Genomic DNA, 19,191 nt, shown 5'->3' with positions numbered 1-19,191 from the left:
GGGATGAAGGGTGTTCGATTAAAAGATATAACAAAGACATTTGGAAAAGTCCATGGCGTGAAAGAGTTGAATATCGACATTCAACCTGGCGAGTTTTTCACATTTCTCGGTCCGAGCGGATGTGGGAAGACGACGACGCTCCGCATGATTGCGGGATTTTATTACCCGACGGAGGGGAAGATTTTTTTCGATGAACGTGATGTAACAAGGTTGCAGCCGAACAAGCGAGACATCGGCATGGTGTTCCAAAACTATGCACTTTTCCCGCATATGACGGTGAATGAAAATATTGCGTTCGGCTTAGAAGTCCGGAAGTTTTCGAAAGAAGAAATAAAAGTGAAAGTCGATGAAGTCAGGGGCCTTGTGCGGCTTGAACAATACGGCGAACGGAAAATCAATGAGCTTTCTGGTGGTCAGCAGCAACGTGTTGCATTGGCCCGGGCGCTTGTCATTAAACCGGATATTTTACTGCTGGATGAACCGTTATCAAATTTGGATGCCAAGCTGCGCGAAGAAACGCGTATTGAAATTAAGCGTTTACAGGCGGAACTTGGTGTGACGACGGTCTATGTTACACATGATCAAACGGAAGCGATGGCGATGTCGGACCGCATTATGGTGATGGAAAATGGCTATGTTCAGCAGATTGGCACGCCGCAGGAGATTTATAATCGACCGGTGAACAGATTCGTCTCATCGTTCATTGGCGAATCGAATACGATAGAGATGACCGTCATGTCAATCGATGGTGAAAAAGTCATCGTGAGAAATGAAGACGGCGTCACGCTGACTGGACTTCTTAGTAATAGTTCTCCTCTTGCTCCGATGAATAAAGGAGAAACGATCCATGTGTCAATTCGTCCGGAATCAATTCTTCAAGGTGAAGGGGACAACACGCTGACTGGGGAAATTACATTTGTTGAATTCACTGGACTAAGTGTCAACTATATCGTTAAAATTCCGGGGATTACGCTCAAAGTGATGATTATTAATACAGGCGGAAAACTGTTGCAAATCGGGGATTCCATCCAGTTATCAATCCCGTCTCGAAGCCTCTACTTTCTTGGGGAATAGGGGGGGCTAGCTAATGAAAAAACAGACACTTCATTCGACGCAAGATAGTTTGTGGGCACGTATTACTCAATCTCCTTCCTTCATTTATGTCCTGATTTCACCTTTGTTCCTCATTTTGTTCGGTTATGTTATTTTTCCGTTTTACCAAACGTTCATTCAAAGTTTTGGTAGTGAGACAGGGCTGAACAATTATAAAAAATTTTTCAGTTTAGAAAGTACAGCCAATCTGGAAGCACTCTGGACGAGTGTGTACATTTCGGTTATCAGTGTCATTACGTGTGCGATTGTCGGTGTATTAATGGCTTTCCTACTTGAGCGGTATGACTTTCCGGGGCGCCGTGTGCTATCGGTTCTCGTCCTAGTACCAATGGCGTTGCCACCGCTTGTCGGTGTGCTGTCATTCACATTTTTGTATGGAGAAAGTGGTATTATTCCACGGGGTATTCAGCATTTATTCAATTTAGAGCAAGTGCCTTTCAAGCTGAAAGGGGTATGGGGCGTTATTGTGGTCCATACGTTTACGATGTATACGTACTTCTATTTGACTGCTTCGGCGGCGATTAAAGGGCTCGATCCGTCACTGGAAGAAGCGGCGACAAACCTTGGCGCCAGCAGACTTCGAATATGGCGAAAAGTTATTTTACCGATGCTAACACCGTCGATTGTGGCCGCGGCGCTTCTTGTGTTCATGATTTCGATGGCTTCATACACGGCGCCGCTCATTTTCGGGGTGGAGCGGACGATGACGATGCAAATCTATTTGTCGAGGACGAACGGCAACTTGGATATGGCCGCTACGCAATCGACGATATTATCATTCGTATCCATCTCGTTTTTGATCATTATGAGATGGTATCAAAACAAACGAAACTATCAAAACTTGAGCAAAGGAATTAGTGTCCATCGTTCTGAAGTGAAGTCGAAGGCCATGAAAGTGGTTTCCATCGTTCTTTCTTTTGCGGGCGTTATCATCTTGTTATTGCCGATTTTGACGCTTGTTCTTATATCGTTATCTGTGGATGGTACGTGGACGACCCAAGTGTTGCCGCCGGCGTATACATTTGATCATTATATTGCATTATTTACGGATGAACGGACGTGGCGACCGATTTGGAACTCATTGCAAATGGGCTTTGTCGCGACCCTTGGTAACATCGTATTCGGTGTCGCAGCAGCGTATGCGATGGTACGACTTAATTTCAAAGGGAAGACATTGCTTGATATTTTAATCATGGTTCCGTGGGCACTTCCTGGAACTGTCGTTGCGGTCAATTTGATTGCAGCTTTCAGTGAAGAGAATATCTTCGCTTTCAATCAGGTGTTGATTGGAACGTTCTGGATATTGCCACTCGCTTATTTCATTCGCCATTTGCCACTTGTTTTCCGCTCGACATCAGCGTCGTTAATGCAGATGGACCAATCGATAGAAGAGGCTTCGAGGAGTCTTGGCGCAGGTTGGTGGATGACGTTCCGTAAAATTGTTTTACCATTGACATTGACAGGGATTTTAGCAGGAACACTTCTGGCATTCGTTCAAAGTATTGGGGAATTTGTGGCGTCGATTCTTATTTATAGTACGTCGACGATGCCTTTATCGGTCGCGATTTTCCAAAAGATGTATGCCTTTAAATTCGGCACAGCCTGCGCATATGGTGTGTTGCAAATCGTATTAATACTTATTGTGTTGACGATTTCCGAAAGGTTGTCGAAAGGGACTGCGGGTTCAGCGATTTAACGCTTTAATTCCGAATGAAAGGATGGATTGCCTAATGATTAGGAACTTCAAAGATCGCATCAATGAAGCTGAGGGGGAAGAGTTCCCATCGAAAACGTATCGAAAAATGGTGCTGCAACCTGCTTATGACGAAGCGAAGAAGTACTTTTTACATTCGATGATTCAGATTCATACCGCACATTTAAAAATGTTGGAAGAGCAAGGGATTGTCAGTCAAGGAGATGCGGTGACGATTGGGAAAGCAATTCATGCACTTGATGTGGATTATTACAGCAAGGACCATTACAATCCACTATTTGAAGATCTCTTTTTCCGCATTGAGCATGATTTAATTGAAGAAGCTGGGGAGATTGCGGGGAATTTGCATATCGCACGGAGCCGGAATGATATGGGAATTGCCATTTATCGGATGACGCTTCGTAAAAAGTTGCTTGAACTAATGAGTGAGATGGTGGCGTTGGAGGATGCGCTGATTGCATTTTGTGAAGAGCATGTCGATACGGTGATGATTGGCTATACGCATACGCAACAAGCGCAACCGACGACGCTCGCCCATTATTTAAAGGCAGTTATTGATCAGCTAGGCAGAGATTTCAAACGTGTACAGTCGGCGTTTGGAACGGTAAATCGGAGCAGTATGGGAGCGGCGGCACTGACGACAACCGGTTTTGCGATAAGCCGTGAACGGATGCGGGATCTGCTGGCATTTGACGATATTATCGAGAATTCATGGGATGCGGTGGCTGGCGCGGATTATATTACAGAATCGGCGAGTGCAGTCCAGTTGTCCGCGTTAAATTTGGGGCGTACGGTTCAAGATTTTCTAACATGGGCGACGCAGGAGTTTAATGTTTTCACATTGGCTGATCCATATGTTCAGATAAGTTCAATCATGCCGCAAAAACGTAACCCGGTTTCGATTGAACATATGCGTTCTTTATTGTCAGCGGTCGTAGGCGATACGAATACAGTGTTGACGATGGTACACAATACACCGTTCGGGGATATTGTGGATACGGAAGATGATATGCAGCCGTTCTTGTGGAAAGCGATTGATCGTCTGATTGGAATTTACCAATTGTTTGGAAGCGTCGTTTTGACAATGAAAGTAAATAAGAAAAACCTACTTGAACGGGCGGAAAATAGTTTTGCAAACGTGACAGAACTGGCTGATACACTGGTTCGTTCGGAGAAGATTACTTTCAAACAATCCCATCTAATCGTTAGTAATTGTGTAAAGGCATTGGCAGCAGCGGGTGAACAGTCGTTGATGGGGCTTACATGGCAACTGGCAAACGACCAGGCACAACTAGTTTTGAATAAAGATCTAGTCATCACTGAAGAGGATTTCTATACTACGTTACGTCCACAACATTTCGTCGCGATACGAACTATCTACGGCGGGCCATCCGCGGAAACGATGAAAGCTTCTCTAGAACAATCGAGAGAGTTTGCAAAAGAAGCGATGCAATGGTTGAGTGAAAAAGAACGTGCAATTATAGATGCGGAGATTCAGTTGGAAACATTTAAGACAAACTGGAGTGGGGCTTGATGGGAGTCGCCTACTCAATTCCAACACGAGCATGAAAGTTATATATAAGCAACTGAATACCTATATCAACTGAGCGAAGGCGCCTTACAAGGGGTAGCCGAAGCAAATTTGAAGGGAATCTTTAATTCAACTTAGATAGAACAATAAGTACAACACATTTTCTTGTTGGAAATCACATAGGAAAAGACAACTATCCTCCGACCAATTACTGGTTGGAGGATAGTTGTCTTATTTCTCATCATGCGAAATACATAAAAAACGCACATCGTTATCAGTATAATTATACCAATAATGCAGGTCCCGGGAATCGACCATAATGGAGTCGAAGGCATCGAGTGTATGCAGCTTTTCTCCGATTTGTACAGTCAATTGTCCCTCAAGAACATATAAGAATTCCTGTCCTTCATGGGTGATGGGATCACCTTCATTTTGATTAGGTTTCATGACAACCAGAAGTGGTGTAAAAGCTGGTTGATTAATTTCACCGCTCAAGTCTTTGTAATAAATATCATGTTCTTTCATCCGTATTGGAACGGTTGAATTCCGATGAACTATTTCATTTTCTTCATTTGGGTCGATGAAAAAGGTACTTGGATTCACTTCAAGAGCAATGGAAATCTTTTTAAGTGACTCCAGTGTTGCTGACGATTTCCCGCGTTCCAGTTGAGATAAAAAGCTAATGGAAAACCCAGTCATGTCGGCTAGGACTTTCAATGTCATCCGTTTTTTTGTTCGAATTTCCTTTATTTTAATACCCAAAGTACCATCCTGCATTTTATCACTCCTTAAAATAAACATTGACAGAATATTATAGTATCAATATGATGGAATTAATACAAATTGAAGTGTCACTTCAATTTAGTTAACAAACAAAGGGGAGTTTGGTATGGATAAGAAAAAGATGAATCGCGTATTGCTCGCGAGTCTCATAGGGAGTTCAATTGAATGGTTCGATTACTTTTTGTACGGTACGGTAGCCGCGCTCGTTTTTAATCAAGTCTTCTTTGTTACAGAAGACCCATCTGTAGGGCTGTTGCTAGCATACGCATCATTTGCGCTCGCGTTTTTCATACGTCCGTTCGGGGGAATCATCTTCAGTCATATTGGTGATCGAATAGGAAGAAAGAAAACACTTGTTGTAACACTAACTCTGATGGGGATTGCAACATTCGGGATGGGGCTATTGCCAACATACCAAGCAATCGGCATTTGGGCACCGATTCTACTGATTACACTACGCTTGGTCCAAGGGTTAGGAATCGGCGGAGAATGGGGCGGAGCATTACTGCTCGCTGTCGAATATGCACCAAAAGAAAAACGTGGACTTTATGGAAGTGTACCACAAATGGGAATTACAATCGGGATGCTACTTGGCACAATTGCACTTTCGATTATGACGCTTCTTCCGGAAGATTCATTTATGACATGGGGATGGCGCGTTCCGTTCATCTTAAGTGCATTGCTTGTCGTATTTGGATTATGGATTCGTAAAGGGATTGACGAAACACCGTCGTTTAAGGCAGTACAGGAAAAAGGGGAAATTCCAAAAGTACCATTATTCCATACGTTAAAATATCACTGGCGTGAAGTACTTATCGCGATTGGTGCAAAAGTCGTTGAAACAGCACCATTTTATATTTTCAGTACGTTTGTCGTATCTTATGCAACAACAAATCTTGGCTTTACTCGGACAGCAACATTGGGCGCGGTTATGGTCGGTACAATTGTTACGACGATCTTAATTCCGTTTATGGGGGCTTTGTCTGACCGTATTGGTAGGAAACCATTGTATGTATTCGGAACAATCGCTATGGCACTATATGCGTTCCCGTACTTCTGGTTAGTAAAACAAGGTTCAGTCACACTTCTCGTAATTGCAACCGTTATTGGACTAGGAGTCATCTGGGCACCGATTACTGCAGTTCTGGGTACAATGTTATCAGAGATTTTCTCAGCAGAAGTCCGTTATACGGGAATTTCACTTGGGTATCAGATTGGTGCAGCTTTAGCCGGCGGGACAGCACCGCTTGTTGCAACAGCACTGTTACTAAAGTTCAATAATTCATATGTGCCTGTCGCGCTGTATATCGTCTTTACTGCGGTCGTTTCATTGCTAGCGGTTTGGGCTGTTAAAGATCGTAAAGGTCAAGAATTGGATGCATAACTAAAGAAGGGTGGTATAAACATGCTTTTATTGAATGAAAAAGAAATCCAATCCATTTATGGAATGAAAGAAGCATTAGTAGACATCGAAAAGGTATTACGTTCTAAGGTGGAAGGGAAGATAAAGAATCCGCCACGGACAGTCGTTGAATTCCCAGAGCATAATGCATCGTCATTGTATATGCCAAGCGCGGATCTAGTTGAAGAAGTGGTTACTGTGAAAACGGTTACAATTTTCCCGAACAATCCAGCGATTGGAAAGCCGACAACTCAAGGGGTAGTGCTCGTTACGGATGCACAAAATGGTGAGCATCTTGCATTGATGAATGCGTCGTATTTAACGAGATTACGTACGGGAGCACTTAGTGGATTGGCGACAGCGAAATTGTCAAAGCAGAATTCAACTGTGCTAACAGTTATCGGCACGGGGGGAATGGCATTTGAACAAGTTCTTGGTGTTCTAGCAGTTCGCGCTATCAAAGAGATTCTCCTTGTTAATCCGACAGAAGAAAAAGCGGTGAAGTTTGGTGAGAGACTTCAAGCATATGGAATTAACGAAGCGATTCAAATTACTATTGTAAGGGATGTAGCTGACGCGGTTCGCCGTGCAGATATCATTTGTTGCAGTACTCGCTCTACTACACCTGTTTTCGATGGAAACGATGTTAAGCCAGGGACGCATGTAAATGGGGTTGGATCGTATTTACCACATATGAGGGAAGTAGATTTCGAATTCATTCAACGTACCAGTAAAATTGTCGTTGATGATCTAGAAGGTGTAACAGAAGAGGCTGGAGAATTGATTCACGCTGCTACCGAGCCCGACTGGGGATTCGAAAGGATTCACGGGGAGCTAATGGATCTTGTTATTGGCAAGGTAGATGCTCGTACGAATGATGAAGAGATTACTTTCTTCAAATCGGTAGGTGCAGCATATTTCGATTTGGCCGTTGCAAAAGGTGTTTATCGAAAAGCGAATGATCAAGGTATCGGTGTTCAGTTTGAGATATAAGTAGTAGGGAAATAGGAAGGACACCATTTTGATAGTTAAGATGGTGTCTTTTTTAATGGAATTAGACTTATCTAGCGAGCTTCCTTCTATATAAATGTCCTCTTGTAGAAAGCCCAGTCTTGAAGAGAAGTAGGATGAAAGGTTTGAAGAACGGGCTTAACGGGCATAGACATAGTATAGGTGAACGAAGCGCCCCTCGTCCAAGTTGATGTAGGTCGTGTTGGATTCATCTATTTTACGTTGGCAATGCTGCTTATTTTTGTTGCATCTACTACTCTAGTAAATATGTATATCCATAAATTGGACTCTGATAGACAATATCTTACATGCTACGATAAGGATGCAACAAAAAGGTACATAAGTAGTACCACTAAGAATTGGTAATGTTGCAATGCAATTCTATAGTATTTAAGAGGAGGAATTTTTTTATGACTAGCAAACAATCAGCAATGTACAAGAAATTTATTATAGGGGCTGCATCAGCTGCTCTAGTAGCATCCGCAGTAGCACCAGTAGCAAGCGCGAAAGATTTCAACGATACAAAAGGTAACACGCACGAACCAGCAATCGACGCACTATCTGATGCAGGTGTCATCACTGGCTATCCAGACGGTTCATTCTTGCCAAACAAAACAATGACTCGTTCTGACGTTGTTAAATTGATGGGTAAATGGCTTGTATCTGAAGGCTATAAAGTACCAACAGACTACAAAACTAAGATGCGTTTCGATGACTTGAAAACAACATCGAATGACGAACTATTGCAATATGCTGCAGTCGTTAAAGACAATGGCGTATTCAACGGAAGTAACGGTAATCTACTAGCGGGCGACAACATCACTCGTGAAAACATGGCTGTTGTTATCGTTCGCGCATTTGACCAAGTAAAAGACATGGATCTTGTAACATACGTTGCAGCACAAGACTTCAAAAAAGACGTTACTGATCTAGCAAAAGCGAAAGCTGAAGCTCGTACAGCAATCGACGTTCTTGATTTCTTCGATATTACGAACCCGGCTGCACCAGCTTTCAACCCGAAAAACACGACAACTCGTGGACAGTTCGCTACATTCCTACACAAAACAGTTAACACTGATTTCTCTGCTGTTAAAGCACCTGAAGTAGATGAAAATCAAGTAACAGTAGATGCAGCAGCTGAACAAGTTAAAGCTGGCGCAGTAACTGTTGCTCGTGGAAACTATGCAACTGATGCTAACAAACTAGCAGCAGTTCAAACATATGTTACTTCGCTTGTAACTGAAAAAGACGTAGTAGCAACAGTAGTAGCTGGTAAAACTGCTGGAGAATTTGCTGTAACACTTACTAAAGGTGAAGCAAAAGCAGAGAAAACGATTGCTATGACATTCGACTTCGCAGCAGACGATCGCTTTGTTACTGAAGTTAATGCATTGAACGCTACACAAGTTGAAGTTAAATTCAGCGCAGCTGTAGATGCTAGTGACATTGCAGACAGAGTAACTATTCAAGGAGTGACATTCACTGCTCAATCTCTATCAGAAGATGGAAAAGTTCTTTCATTGACTGCTAAAGAAGCGATTAATGTTACAAAAGCTACAGTTGTTGTTGAACCGATAAAAACAAAAGCTGATGCAAAAGTAAAAACAGATAAATATGTTTCCACAATTACTTATAAAGATGAAGTAGCTCCGACAATTGCTAGTGTTGAAGCTAAAACAGGCGGCAATGTTGCAACAAGCCTTACTTTGAAAACTTCAGAGCCAATCAAAGCTACTGGACTTGTTAAAGTGAATGGAACATATGTAACTCCAGTATTTACTGATGCATCTACAATTTCAGTTTCTGGACTTGCACTTGAAGCTGGAAAAACACATACAATTGAACTAGTAAACATTGAAGACATGGCTGGTAACAAAACAGTTACGACTTCTGCTAACTTCACTGTAAACGTTGATGCAACGGTACCAGCGGTTACACTTGCTACAAAAGGTGAGAAACAAATCCTTGTTACTTTTAGCAAATCAATGGATGTTAAATCTGTTAAAGACGCTTTAGTAAGTGGAACAGTTAAAGATGAAGCATTGAATAACGTTGAAACGGGAGCAGTGACTGTAGTAGAAGGTTCAAACGATACTCAGTTCTTGATTCCAGTAACAGCTAATAATGTTTTCACTATTAAAGCAAGCAGAATGTTTACTGTCGTATTGACAGATGCAAACAAAGATAAATTAGGTAATAAAATTACAGCTACTACACAGAATGTAACGCTTACAAAAGACTCTGTGAAACCGGTAGCTACTGGCTACAAAGTAATCAAAGACAATGATGGGAAAGTTACTTCAGTTGAAGTTAACTTCAGTGAAGGATTAGCTGCAGGAACACCTGCATTACCAACAATCGTTAGCGAAAATGGCGTAGCTGTATCGGACTTCCTTGGCGGATTCACTACAACAGTAAAAGCAGGAGATACAAAAGTAGTTTATACTGCTAAAACTCCAGCTCCAGTGTCTGGTAAATTTGCATTATCATTTGCGAAAGAATTAGTTACTGACCAAGCAGAAACTGCTAACAAATCAGATGCATTCAACTACACAATTGATTTTGGCCAAGCAGAAACTGCAACTACGTTCGAATTAACTTCTGCAAATGCAGTGAAAAATGTTATTACAGTAACATTCCCTGAAGCTGTTAAAGGTGGAGCAGTTGCAAACTCTGCAACAGACCTTGCTAATTATTCTTTGGCTGGTAAACCACTAGCGGCAGGAACAACGATTACATTAGATAACGCTCAAAAAGTAGCAACAATTACTTTACCAGCTGAATCTGTTGAGAAGACTGATCAAGCGGCTGTGTTTACAGTAGCAAACATCCAGTCTACATCTGGTAAAACATTAAAAACTTACACAAAAACAGTAGGTGTTGAAGATAATGTTGCACCAGTACTATTAAGTGCAAAAGTTCTTGACGATAAATCAATCGAATTGACATACAGCGAGAACGTTGACCTTAATGGTAGCGAAGTAGGCGCTGACTTTACGCTAATTCAAGGTTCAACTGCTATCAATCTTGATGCAAAAGAATTATTGGCAAGTAAAGTATCTGGCTTCCCTACAAAAATTAAGATTACAATTGATAAAACTCTAGCTGATGGCGCACCAACTACTTTAGATATTACAAAAGATATTACAGTTGAAACGAAATTATCAGCTGTTGTCATTGATAAAGAAGCAACTCCGAACACTCAAAAAGTCGGTGTTAAAGTAACTGCTACAAAACAGTAAGCTTTTAGCTACTACTTTATAAAACAATTAAAAAGCGGAACAAGCTCATTACGAGCTCGTTCCGCTTTTTCAATTCTACCTACTTACTTCTTTACAGCCTCAGCTTTTTCAAACTCCAACTCTAATTGTTTAATATATTCTTCCATGCTGATTGCGTTTTTGATAACATCAGCTGGAATCTTGATTTCTTTTACTGCATTGTAGTCGCTGAATGTACCAGTGATTAGTTGTTTGATGGAGATTAAATCATCATCAACACCCATTGTCATATGCGTAGTTCCTGATGTTTCAATCGGGAACAACGTCTTTTTGTCGATTGTCGTGACAACGTAGTATTCTTCGATGTTGATTGCAAGGTCAGCAAAAATATCTTCTAGTTCTTCTTCAATTACTGCTTCTGTTGTTTCTTCAGTAACTTCCTCTTCAACTGCTTCCACTTCAGTAGCTTCAACTTTAACTGTTGTTTCTTCAGTAGTCTTTACAGTTTCAGTAACTTCAGTACCTTCAACAGTTACTTCGATAGAATCCCCAGTAGCGCCAGGTGATAACATACCTGTAAGTAGCGACATTGCGTCTTCCATCAATTCACCAAACTCTTCGTTTGTTAGCGTTTGTGTCATAACATAAATATCTTCGTATTCAAAGATATGGATGCCTTTAGTGAACTTTTTCATTAATTCCAATTGTGCCAAAGGATCTGCTTGTGCGATAGAAGCCTGTAGAAGGCCTTCCGTCATTGCATCGTCAAATTTAACCCATTTGTCGCCAGTTTTTTGGAAAAAGCCATCTTTAGTGAAGTACGTTTCGGAAACATCCTCCGTCTTTTCACCATCGAGATTTATTGTCATCTTAGAAAGCATGTACAATGCAATTGGGTCCTGAATCACGTTCATATCAATAGCCATCAGCATATCCATTGAACCAAGTTCAGATGATGTCTCCATCTTTTGATCCAATGTCATTTTTGAAGAATAGCTCTTCAAGTCAGCTGACAGCATTTTTTCTAAAAAGGCAGGGCCGTCTTGTACACGGTTCGTTGTAACGTTTACCGTTTTTTTGTCTTCAGAAACTTCAATTTTAAAGCCTTCTATTGTTGCTAGAAATTCGCCAGAGACATAGTTTCCAGCGTTTTGCAAAGTAAGCGGGAATTCAGTGTCCGCTTTCTTGCCGTTGACTTTAATCGAACTTGCAGCTGCATTGAAGTCAACAGTCAAGTGCGTGTTTGTTACGTTAACTGTACCTGATTTATCCTTGGAAACTTTATAGCCAGCTTCTTTAAACAAATCTTCCACTGGAATTAAAACTTGATCATGTGACATGAACGGTTGCTCGTAGCTAGTAACCTCGACGCCATCTACTACTAACTTCAGTGCGGAAGCTTGTGCGGCCGCTGATCCGTGTGGCAATGCGAACGATAGTGCGAAAACGAACGCCAATGCCCATGTAGCAATTTTCTTCATTGAAATAAAACCCCCATTAAAATATTTGGTAAAAATTACTTACTAATTTGTAAGTATACTACATTTACGAATGTATTCCAGAAAGGTTTCATTTATTACAAAAATTTTAAATACTGTCAAACTCCCAGACGATTTAAATTGCGTGCGGATCGTGGTGGTACCGTCACCCAGACAACATAACAATGTGAACGATATGTGAAAGGTTGGCTAGCAATTTGACAACATGAATCTATCAGATAGTATAGAAGGGGGATAGTTGATAACCGTTCTCACAAGAATTTCTTCCACTGTGGAGGGGGGCATTATCTTTTTGAATAAGAAACATGTTATTCCGTTTTCGTTCATCCTATTTCTGAGCATGATAGTTGGTTTTTATGCGCCAGAGGTTATCGCCGCTGACTTATCGAATGGCACGTATGTTGTCGATTACGAAATGTTGCAAGCAGAGAATGATTCCGTTTCGATTGCAAATGATTATTTCGAAAAGCCGGCAACACTAACGATTGATAAGAATGGGCAGTATTTACAATTCACGGTGAACCATGCCAAATGGGTCCAGTTCATAAAATCGGCAAGCGGTGAATCATTTGCTGACGTGGGTGTGGTCAGTGAAGATCTTGAAAATGATAAGCGCGTCATTGCATTTAAAGTGGACGGAGATATTACAGAGCCGTTGCTTATGCAAATGCATGTCATCATTAAAGAGATGGAACCGCAGTATGACCACAAGTATTCAGTTCGTTTGAAACTTGATTTAGCAACAATGGAAGTGACAGACGCTCCAGCGGTTGTTGTGAATACTCCTGTTGTCGAATCAAAGTCTGCCGATACGACTGAAACACGGGATGAACCAACAAGCTACACAGCACTTATTTATGTATTGCTCGCAGTCATCGCTATCATAGCGATTATTTTTGCGCGTAAGATTAGTTCATCAAAAAAATAAAACACTAAAAGGGGATTAACGAATGAAGAAGCAACTAATGATGTTATTTTCAGCACTACTCGTTTTATTTACTGTACTACCTGCTAGCCAAATCGAAGCAGCTGAAGTAACTACACCAGTAAAACAAGAATTTGAACTACCGCTTGATGTATTACAAGTTGAAAATGATGACAAATCAGCAACTGCGCAATATGTGAAAAGTCCTGCGAAAATCGTTGTTGAAGACGGTAAAACTTTCGCATATGTAACATTATTAAGCAGTAAATGGTGGCAGTCACTGAAAGTCCAAACAAAACAACCAGGTACATTTAAAGAAACAAACTTCGCAGATGCAGAAGTAATCAGTGAAGATAAAGCAGCGGATACTAGACTTGTTAAATTCGAAGTTCAAGATTTAAGCAAAGAATTGAATGCTAAAATCCATATCATCGTAACGGGTGTACCAGGCCTAGGCGAGTATGATCACAGCTATGATATTCGTTTGAAATTTGATAACAGCAAAACTCCAGTGGTACCAGAAGTTCCAGTTGTAAAACCGGAAACTCCAGCAACAGAAGCACTTAAAGACGGTGCATACACAATCGATTACAAAGCATTGCATGAAGAAGAAGACAAAGAGTCTCAAATGACTAGATATATTGAAACACCAGCAGCGCTTTCGGTGAAAGATGGTAAAAATCTTGTCACAATGACACTTAAAAACAATGAACAAATTACAGTATTTCAAGTTGAACAAGGTGGTAAATTCGTAGATACAACTGTTGTAAAAACAGATGTAGAAGCAGACACAAGAGTAGTTGAATTTGAAGTAGCTGATTTATCAACAGTCGTCAATGCTAAATTCACAGTATTTGTAGCAGCAGCGAACCACACAGGTAACTATACTGTACGTCTTGCTTTTGACAAAGATAGCGCTAAAGCAGTAAAAGTTGAAGCGCCAGAAGCAATTAAAGACGGTGCATACACAATCGATTACAAAGCATTGCATGAAGAAGAAGACAAAGCGTCTTCAATGGTTAGATATATCGAAACACCAGCAGCACTTTCAGTGAAAGACGGTAAAAACCTTGTCTCAATGACACTTACAAACAATGAACAAATTACAGCATTCCAAGTAGAACAAGCTGGTAAATTCGTAGATACAACTGTCGTAAAAACAGATGTAGAAGCAAATAAAAGAGTTGTTGAATTCGAAGTAGCTGATTTATCAACAATTATCAATGCGAAATTCACAGTATTTGTAGCAGCAGCGAACCACACAGGGAACTATACTGTACGTCTTGCTTTTGACAAAGCAACTATTAAACCAGTTGTAACTGAAGAAGAAACTCCAGTTGAAGTAGTGCCGGTTACATTTACAGATATCAGCAACACATGGGCAAAACCTTACATCGAGTCACTTGCATCAAAACAAATCGTTAAAGGAAAAACGGCTACAACGTTTGCACCAAACGATCAAATTACTAGAGCGCAATTTGCAATCCTATTGTCACGTGCACTTGAACTTCCGAAACAAGATTATAAAGGAACATTCTCTGACGTAACAAAAGACATGGACTGGATCGTATTTGAAGCTGAAGCGGCAAGCCGCGCAGGTATCATCAGTGTCAACGATGGTAAATTCCGTCCGAATGAAGCAATTACACGTCAACAAATGGCTACTATGATTATCCGTGCAATTGAATACAAAGATGCAAGTGTACTAGAAGGCGTGAAAAATGATGTTTCGTTTGCAGATGCAAAAGACATTACTGCATACGCAAAAACATCTGTCGACTTGGCAGCTGGTCTTGGTATCATTGGCGGTAAAAAAGTAAAAGGTAAAGATGTATTTGAACCTAAAGCAAACGCAACACGTGCACATGCTTCAAAAATGGTTTATTACATGCTTGAAAAAATTCAAAAATAACTATAATTAATCAAACAATGCCGGCGTCACTGCTTCATTCGTGACAGCCGGCATTGTACTGATTAAAATGGTAGGTAAAGGAGATAATTACTTGAGAAAAAATACGATTTTTATAACGATGATAGTAGTCGCTTTATTTATGCTACTACCTGCGCTTGTCACTGGAAAAGCCGTGGCGGCATCGACGTTTGCCGATGGTGAGTATTCAGTTCCGTTTACGGTGTTAAAAGATACAGGTAATGAGCAATCAACGACTGCTGAATATATGGTTAGTCCAGCGAAAGTTATTGTTCAAAACGGTAAAGTCTATGCTGTCGTAACGTTAAACAACAGTTCTTGGTGGCAGTATTTTAAAGTGCAGGCAGGCGGTGGTTTTGCCGATGTGCAAGTAGTGAGCAATGATACAGCGAATGATAAACGAGTAGTTAAGTTTGAAGTGAAAGACATTGGGCAATTAGTAAATGCCAAAATTCATGTCATTGTAACGGGCATCCCCGGTTTTACATATGACAATAAATACGATATCCGCTTTAAATTTAACAGTTCTAATATTCCTTTAGCGCCTGTCGCCGAGAAGCCCGCAACACCTCCAGCTTCTAAACCAACACCTAAACCAGTACAACCAACACCGAAACCAACACCAACGCCTAAACCCGTAGTGACGGAAAAGGCAACTGCGACACCTAAACCAGTTGAAAACAAACAAACTGTATCAAAAGTAGAAACGAAAACTGAAGAAAAAAGTGAAGCTAAACCAGTAGAATCTAACGAAGTTACAAGTGAAAAAACAGATACAACAACAGAAGAAAAAATCGCTGAACCAACCGAACCAACCGAGCAGCCGAAAGATGAAGCTGAGTCTGTGGCTAATGAAGAAGAAATCGTTGCCGAAGACTTATCAAAAGAAGAGTCAGACGAGGTAACGAAAGAAGCAAACGATGCTGAGGTTGAAGCGGATTCAACATCTGAGTCGAATTCAATTTCTACATGGTTTATCGTCATTTTCGCAGTTCTAATTCTTGGTGGAGCCATCATCTTTGCTATGAAACAGCGCACAAGGACTCAAAAGTAAGAGGTACAAGGTAGTCGGGTCTTGAGAACAAACAGCAAGACCCTTTTTTTACATAAGCGCAAGGAGTTGTTAAGGAATATGCAAAAAGTACGTACTCATCTCTATATGCTTCTAGCCATTGTAGTTCTGGCTGGTTGTTCGTCCCAAAAAGGCACTTCATCCAATGAAGAAAATACCGATCCAGCGGGTGAGCGGATTGTTGCAACAACGGTCGCGTTGACGGAAATTATGGATGCCCTAGAAATCGATTTAGTCGGGATACCATCAAGTTATAAAGAGCTGCCGAAACGCTACGCTGATGCAAAAGAAGTCGGGAATCCGATGAGTCCTGATATGGAAATGCTGTTGTCACTGAAACCGACAGAAATTCTGTCTGTTACAACACTGAAATATGATTTGCAAGAGATGTTTGACGAGCGTGACATCGATATGACTTATGTAAATTTGGAAAGCATAGACGCAATGCATAGCGAAATCTTAAATTTAGGCAAGAAGTATGATCGCCAAGAACAAGCGAAAGCGATTGTCGATCAATTCGAAGAGAAAGTTGCTGAAATTGATAAGCTGTCAGAAGGAAAAGAGCAGCCGTCCGTGCTCATTTTACTTGGTATTCCAGGGAGTTATCTAGTTGCAACAGAACATTCCTATATCGGTGACCTTGTTAAGCGAAGCGGCGGTAAAAATGTCATTACGGGAGAAAAAGTAGAGTTCCTTTCTTCTAATACAGAATACTTACAGCAAGCAAAACCGGATATCATTTTGAGAGCATCACATGGTATGCCAGAACAGGTTATTCAAATGTTTGATGAAGAGTTCAAATCGAATGACGTTTGGCAACATTTCGAAGCCGTTAAGAATGACCGCGTGTATGATTTAGACGAACTTCTATTTGGAACGACAGGCAGTCTAGCGGCAGTCGAAGCACTTGGCGAACTGCAAAAAATGTTGTATCCAAACTAAAAGGTAGGGATAATCATGTTTCGGAAAAATAAGAAGGCGCTTAGTTTTATCAGCGTCATTATTCTACTCATACTAGTTAGCATTCAATCTGCACTTACGGGAAGTATTAAAGTTACCCCGTTCGAACTGATTCATGGACTAGTAACGGGGACAAATGATCAGGTTGCCATCATTAAGGATTTGCGGCTTCCGCGAATTCTAATCGCTCTATTTGCAGGAGCCGCTTTATCCGTGGCGGGTGTACTTTTGCAAGCAGTTATGCGTAACCCATTAGCAGACCCAGGAATTATTGGCGTTTCTGCGGGTGCCGGGTTTATGTCTATAGTTGTTGTCGCGTTCTTCCCGACACTGTACTTTTTTGTGCCCCTTTTTGCTTTCTTAGGCGGGGCTTTGGCGTTTTTCCTCGTGTATTCACTATCGTGGAGATCCGGACTTGATCCACTGCGCATGATTTTAATCGGAATAGCGGTGAATGCCTTATTTACAGGGCTGAGCCAAGGGCTTGGTTTTAGCGGAAGTGCACTTACACAATCGATGAGCCAAGTGATGACTTCGACACTTACGATGAAAAAGTGGAGTGATGTCGATGTACTCCTTTTATATGGAACGATTGGCCTTGTGTTAGCGTTTGTCGTTTATTCATGGTGCAATTACTTGGCATTAGATGATAAGACTGCAAAGAATCTAGGAATTAATGTAAACCTGGCGCGATTGGTGATTTCGTTAGTGGCTGTACTGCTTGCTTCCGTTGCAACTGCAGTCGCGGGCCTATTTGCGTTTGTCGGCTTGCTTATACCCCATATTGGGCGGTCTTTGGTCGGAACGGACCACAAAGTGCTTATACCGTTTTCAGCACTGGCAGGGGCCTTGCTGATCTTAACGGCGGATACGTTAGGCAGAACGATTATCGCGCCGAATGAGATTCCAGCTTCTATCATTATGGCCGTCATCGGGGGACCTTTCCTTATATTCTTGCTGAGAAAGAGTGATCGTATTTATGGACATTAAGGCTATTACTTTCTCCTACGATAAAAAGGTAAATACGTTGCATGGCGTCAACAGTACAATTGATAGTGGGAAAGTGACGACGATTATTGGGCCGAATGGTTGTGGGAAATCGACACTCCTTAGCGTGATGGCGAATAATAATCATCCGCAAAGTGGACAAGTTCTATTAGAGGGAATAGCACTCGCTGACTTTAAACCGAAAGAGCTGGCGAAAAAATTAGCCGTTGTTCATCAACAAAATAATGCACCGTCCGATATGACTGTCGAAAAACTAACGAGTTATGGGCGAATTCCATATAAGAGTTTATTCACTTCTGCGACTGACGAAGATCAGCAGGCGATTGAGTGGGCGCTCGCGTGTACCAATCTGACGGATAAGCGAACAGTACCAATAGACGAATTGTCTGGAGGTCAAATGCAGCGCGTCTGGATTGCGATGGCGTTAGCGCAAAAAACGCCTTTCCTCCTATTAGATGAACCGACGACTTATCTTGATATTTATTATCAATATGAATTATTGGAACTGATCAAGGGCTTGAATCGCGCACATGGTATGTCAATCGTCATGGTTTTACATGATATTAATCAGGCGATACGGTACAGTGATATCATTATTGCGATGAAAGACGGAAAAATCGTTGCCAAAGGTACACCGAGTGAAGTGATCACTGTTCAAAACGTAAAAGAGATTTACGGGGTTGATGTAGTTGTGAAAAATGATGAAGAAACAGGGATGTATATCATTCCTATAGGGATTTGAATCACGTGGGTGATTATTGTCCACATAAGTAGCCACTCCAGTTTAAACAACTTTGGAGTGGTTTTTTATCGTTTAGACTCCCTCTAGCCCCACACGAAGTGGGTCAGAGGTCACTGGGTAATTATCAATATATATGGAATGAATCGGAATTCCTGCTAATACCGCTTTGGCGCTTTGTGGATGCCTCCCGCGATAAGCCGGAAAGAAGACCGCTTTCAGTCTTATCGCTCCGGCTACCACGAAGACGCGCCTGCGCTGGATGGTCTATGTAAGGAGGCGC

General features: G+C 41.4%; 14 protein-coding genes. 12 read left to right on the top strand and 2 right to left on the bottom strand.

The genetic code is table 11. The features are described from left to right. Window positions 1-3: 3 nt before the first annotated feature. The 3 genes from I2483_RS16025 to argH are packed head-to-tail and all read left to right on the top strand — an operon-like array spanning window position 4 to window position 4,361. The gene (locus tag I2483_RS16025) at window positions 4-1,074 is read left to right on the top strand and encodes an ABC transporter ATP-binding protein (RefSeq protein ID WP_207278104.1); all 1,071 of its coding nucleotides are present in this window, start codon (window positions 4-6) and stop codon (window positions 1,072-1,074) included. A gap of 13 nt (window positions 1,075-1,087) precedes the next feature. After that, window positions 1,088-2,809 carry an ABC transporter permease gene (locus I2483_RS16020; protein WP_207278103.1) on the top strand — a complete coding sequence of 574 codons (1,722 nt, stop codon included), beginning with the start codon at window positions 1,088-1,090 and terminating at the stop codon, window positions 2,807-2,809. Window positions 2,810-2,843: 34 nt separating this feature from the next. After that, on the top strand, window positions 2,844-4,361 hold the full coding sequence (gene argH, locus I2483_RS16015; protein ID WP_207278102.1) for an argininosuccinate lyase: 1,518 nt from the start codon (window positions 2,844-2,846) through the stop codon (window positions 4,359-4,361). 228 nt (window positions 4,362-4,589) lie between these two features. Here the strand turns inward: argH and I2483_RS16010 are convergent, their stop codons facing one another. Beyond that, the gene (locus I2483_RS16010) at window positions 4,590-5,135 is read right to left on the bottom strand and encodes a helix-turn-helix domain-containing protein (RefSeq protein ID WP_207278101.1); all 546 of its coding nucleotides are present in this window, start codon (window positions 5,133-5,135) and stop codon (window positions 4,590-4,592) included. Between the two features lie 112 nt (window positions 5,136-5,247). On the opposite strand from I2483_RS16010, the gene I2483_RS16005 reads away from it, so the two are divergent. From I2483_RS16005 to I2483_RS15995, 3 genes are all read left to right on the top strand, one after another. Further along, window positions 5,248-6,525, top strand: a complete 1,278-nt coding sequence (locus tag I2483_RS16005) for an MFS transporter (protein WP_207278100.1) — start codon at window positions 5,248-5,250, stop codon at window positions 6,523-6,525. Between the two features lie 21 nt (window positions 6,526-6,546). Beyond that, a complete protein-coding gene (locus I2483_RS16000; protein ID WP_207278099.1) occupies window positions 6,547-7,536 on the top strand; it encodes an ornithine cyclodeaminase family protein in 990 nt (329 codons plus the stop codon). A gap of 428 nt (window positions 7,537-7,964) precedes the next feature. Then, on the top strand, window positions 7,965-10,796 hold the full coding sequence (locus tag I2483_RS15995; RefSeq protein ID WP_207278098.1) for an S-layer homology domain-containing protein: 2,832 nt from the start codon (window positions 7,965-7,967) through the stop codon (window positions 10,794-10,796). Between the two features lie 83 nt (window positions 10,797-10,879). On the opposite strand, the gene I2483_RS15990 is transcribed toward I2483_RS15995, so the two are convergent. Next, complete coding sequence (locus I2483_RS15990) at window positions 10,880-12,256, bottom strand: DUF6612 family protein (protein WP_207278097.1); 1,377 nt, start codon at window positions 12,254-12,256, stop codon at window positions 10,880-10,882. A gap of 310 nt (window positions 12,257-12,566) precedes the next feature. Here I2483_RS15990 and I2483_RS15985 point away from each other — a divergent pair, with 310 nt between their 5' ends. The 6 genes from I2483_RS15985 (at window position 12,567) to I2483_RS15960 (ending at window position 18,911) form a co-directional block, all read left to right on the top strand. Beyond that, the gene (locus I2483_RS15985) at window positions 12,567-13,202 is read left to right on the top strand and encodes an NEAT domain-containing protein (RefSeq protein ID WP_207278096.1); all 636 of its coding nucleotides are present in this window, start codon (window positions 12,567-12,569) and stop codon (window positions 13,200-13,202) included. 22 nt (window positions 13,203-13,224) lie between these two features. After that, on the top strand, window positions 13,225-15,111 hold the full coding sequence (locus tag I2483_RS15980) for an NEAT domain-containing protein (RefSeq protein ID WP_207278095.1): 1,887 nt from the start codon (window positions 13,225-13,227) through the stop codon (window positions 15,109-15,111). 91 nt (window positions 15,112-15,202) lie between these two features. Continuing rightward, window positions 15,203-16,183 (top strand): NEAT domain-containing protein, encoded by a 981-nt coding sequence (locus tag I2483_RS15975; RefSeq protein WP_207278094.1) that lies wholly within the window; start codon window positions 15,203-15,205, stop codon window positions 16,181-16,183. Window positions 16,184-16,261: 78 nt separating this feature from the next. Next, complete coding sequence (gene isdE, locus I2483_RS15970) at window positions 16,262-17,143, top strand: heme ABC transporter substrate-binding protein IsdE (RefSeq protein WP_207278093.1); 882 nt, start codon at window positions 16,262-16,264, stop codon at window positions 17,141-17,143. Window positions 17,144-17,158: 15 nt separating this feature from the next. Beyond that, window positions 17,159-18,151: a FecCD family ABC transporter permease gene (locus I2483_RS15965; RefSeq protein WP_186672546.1), complete on the top strand. Its 993-nt coding sequence runs from the start codon at window positions 17,159-17,161 to the stop codon at window positions 18,149-18,151. Continuing rightward, window positions 18,141-18,911: an ABC transporter ATP-binding protein gene (locus I2483_RS15960; RefSeq protein WP_207278092.1), complete on the top strand. Its 771-nt coding sequence runs from the start codon at window positions 18,141-18,143 to the stop codon at window positions 18,909-18,911. Before I2483_RS15965 ends, I2483_RS15960 begins: the two co-directional genes overlap by 11 nt. Window positions 18,912-19,191 lie beyond the last annotated feature (280 nt).

It is taken from the genome of Sporosarcina sp. E16_3, from assembly GCF_017347125.1.
Lineage (GTDB): Bacteria > Bacillota > Bacilli > Bacillales_A > Planococcaceae > Sporosarcina.
The sequence above is the reverse complement of the archived record's forward strand: the minus strand, read 5'-3'. Positions and strand labels throughout refer to the sequence as shown.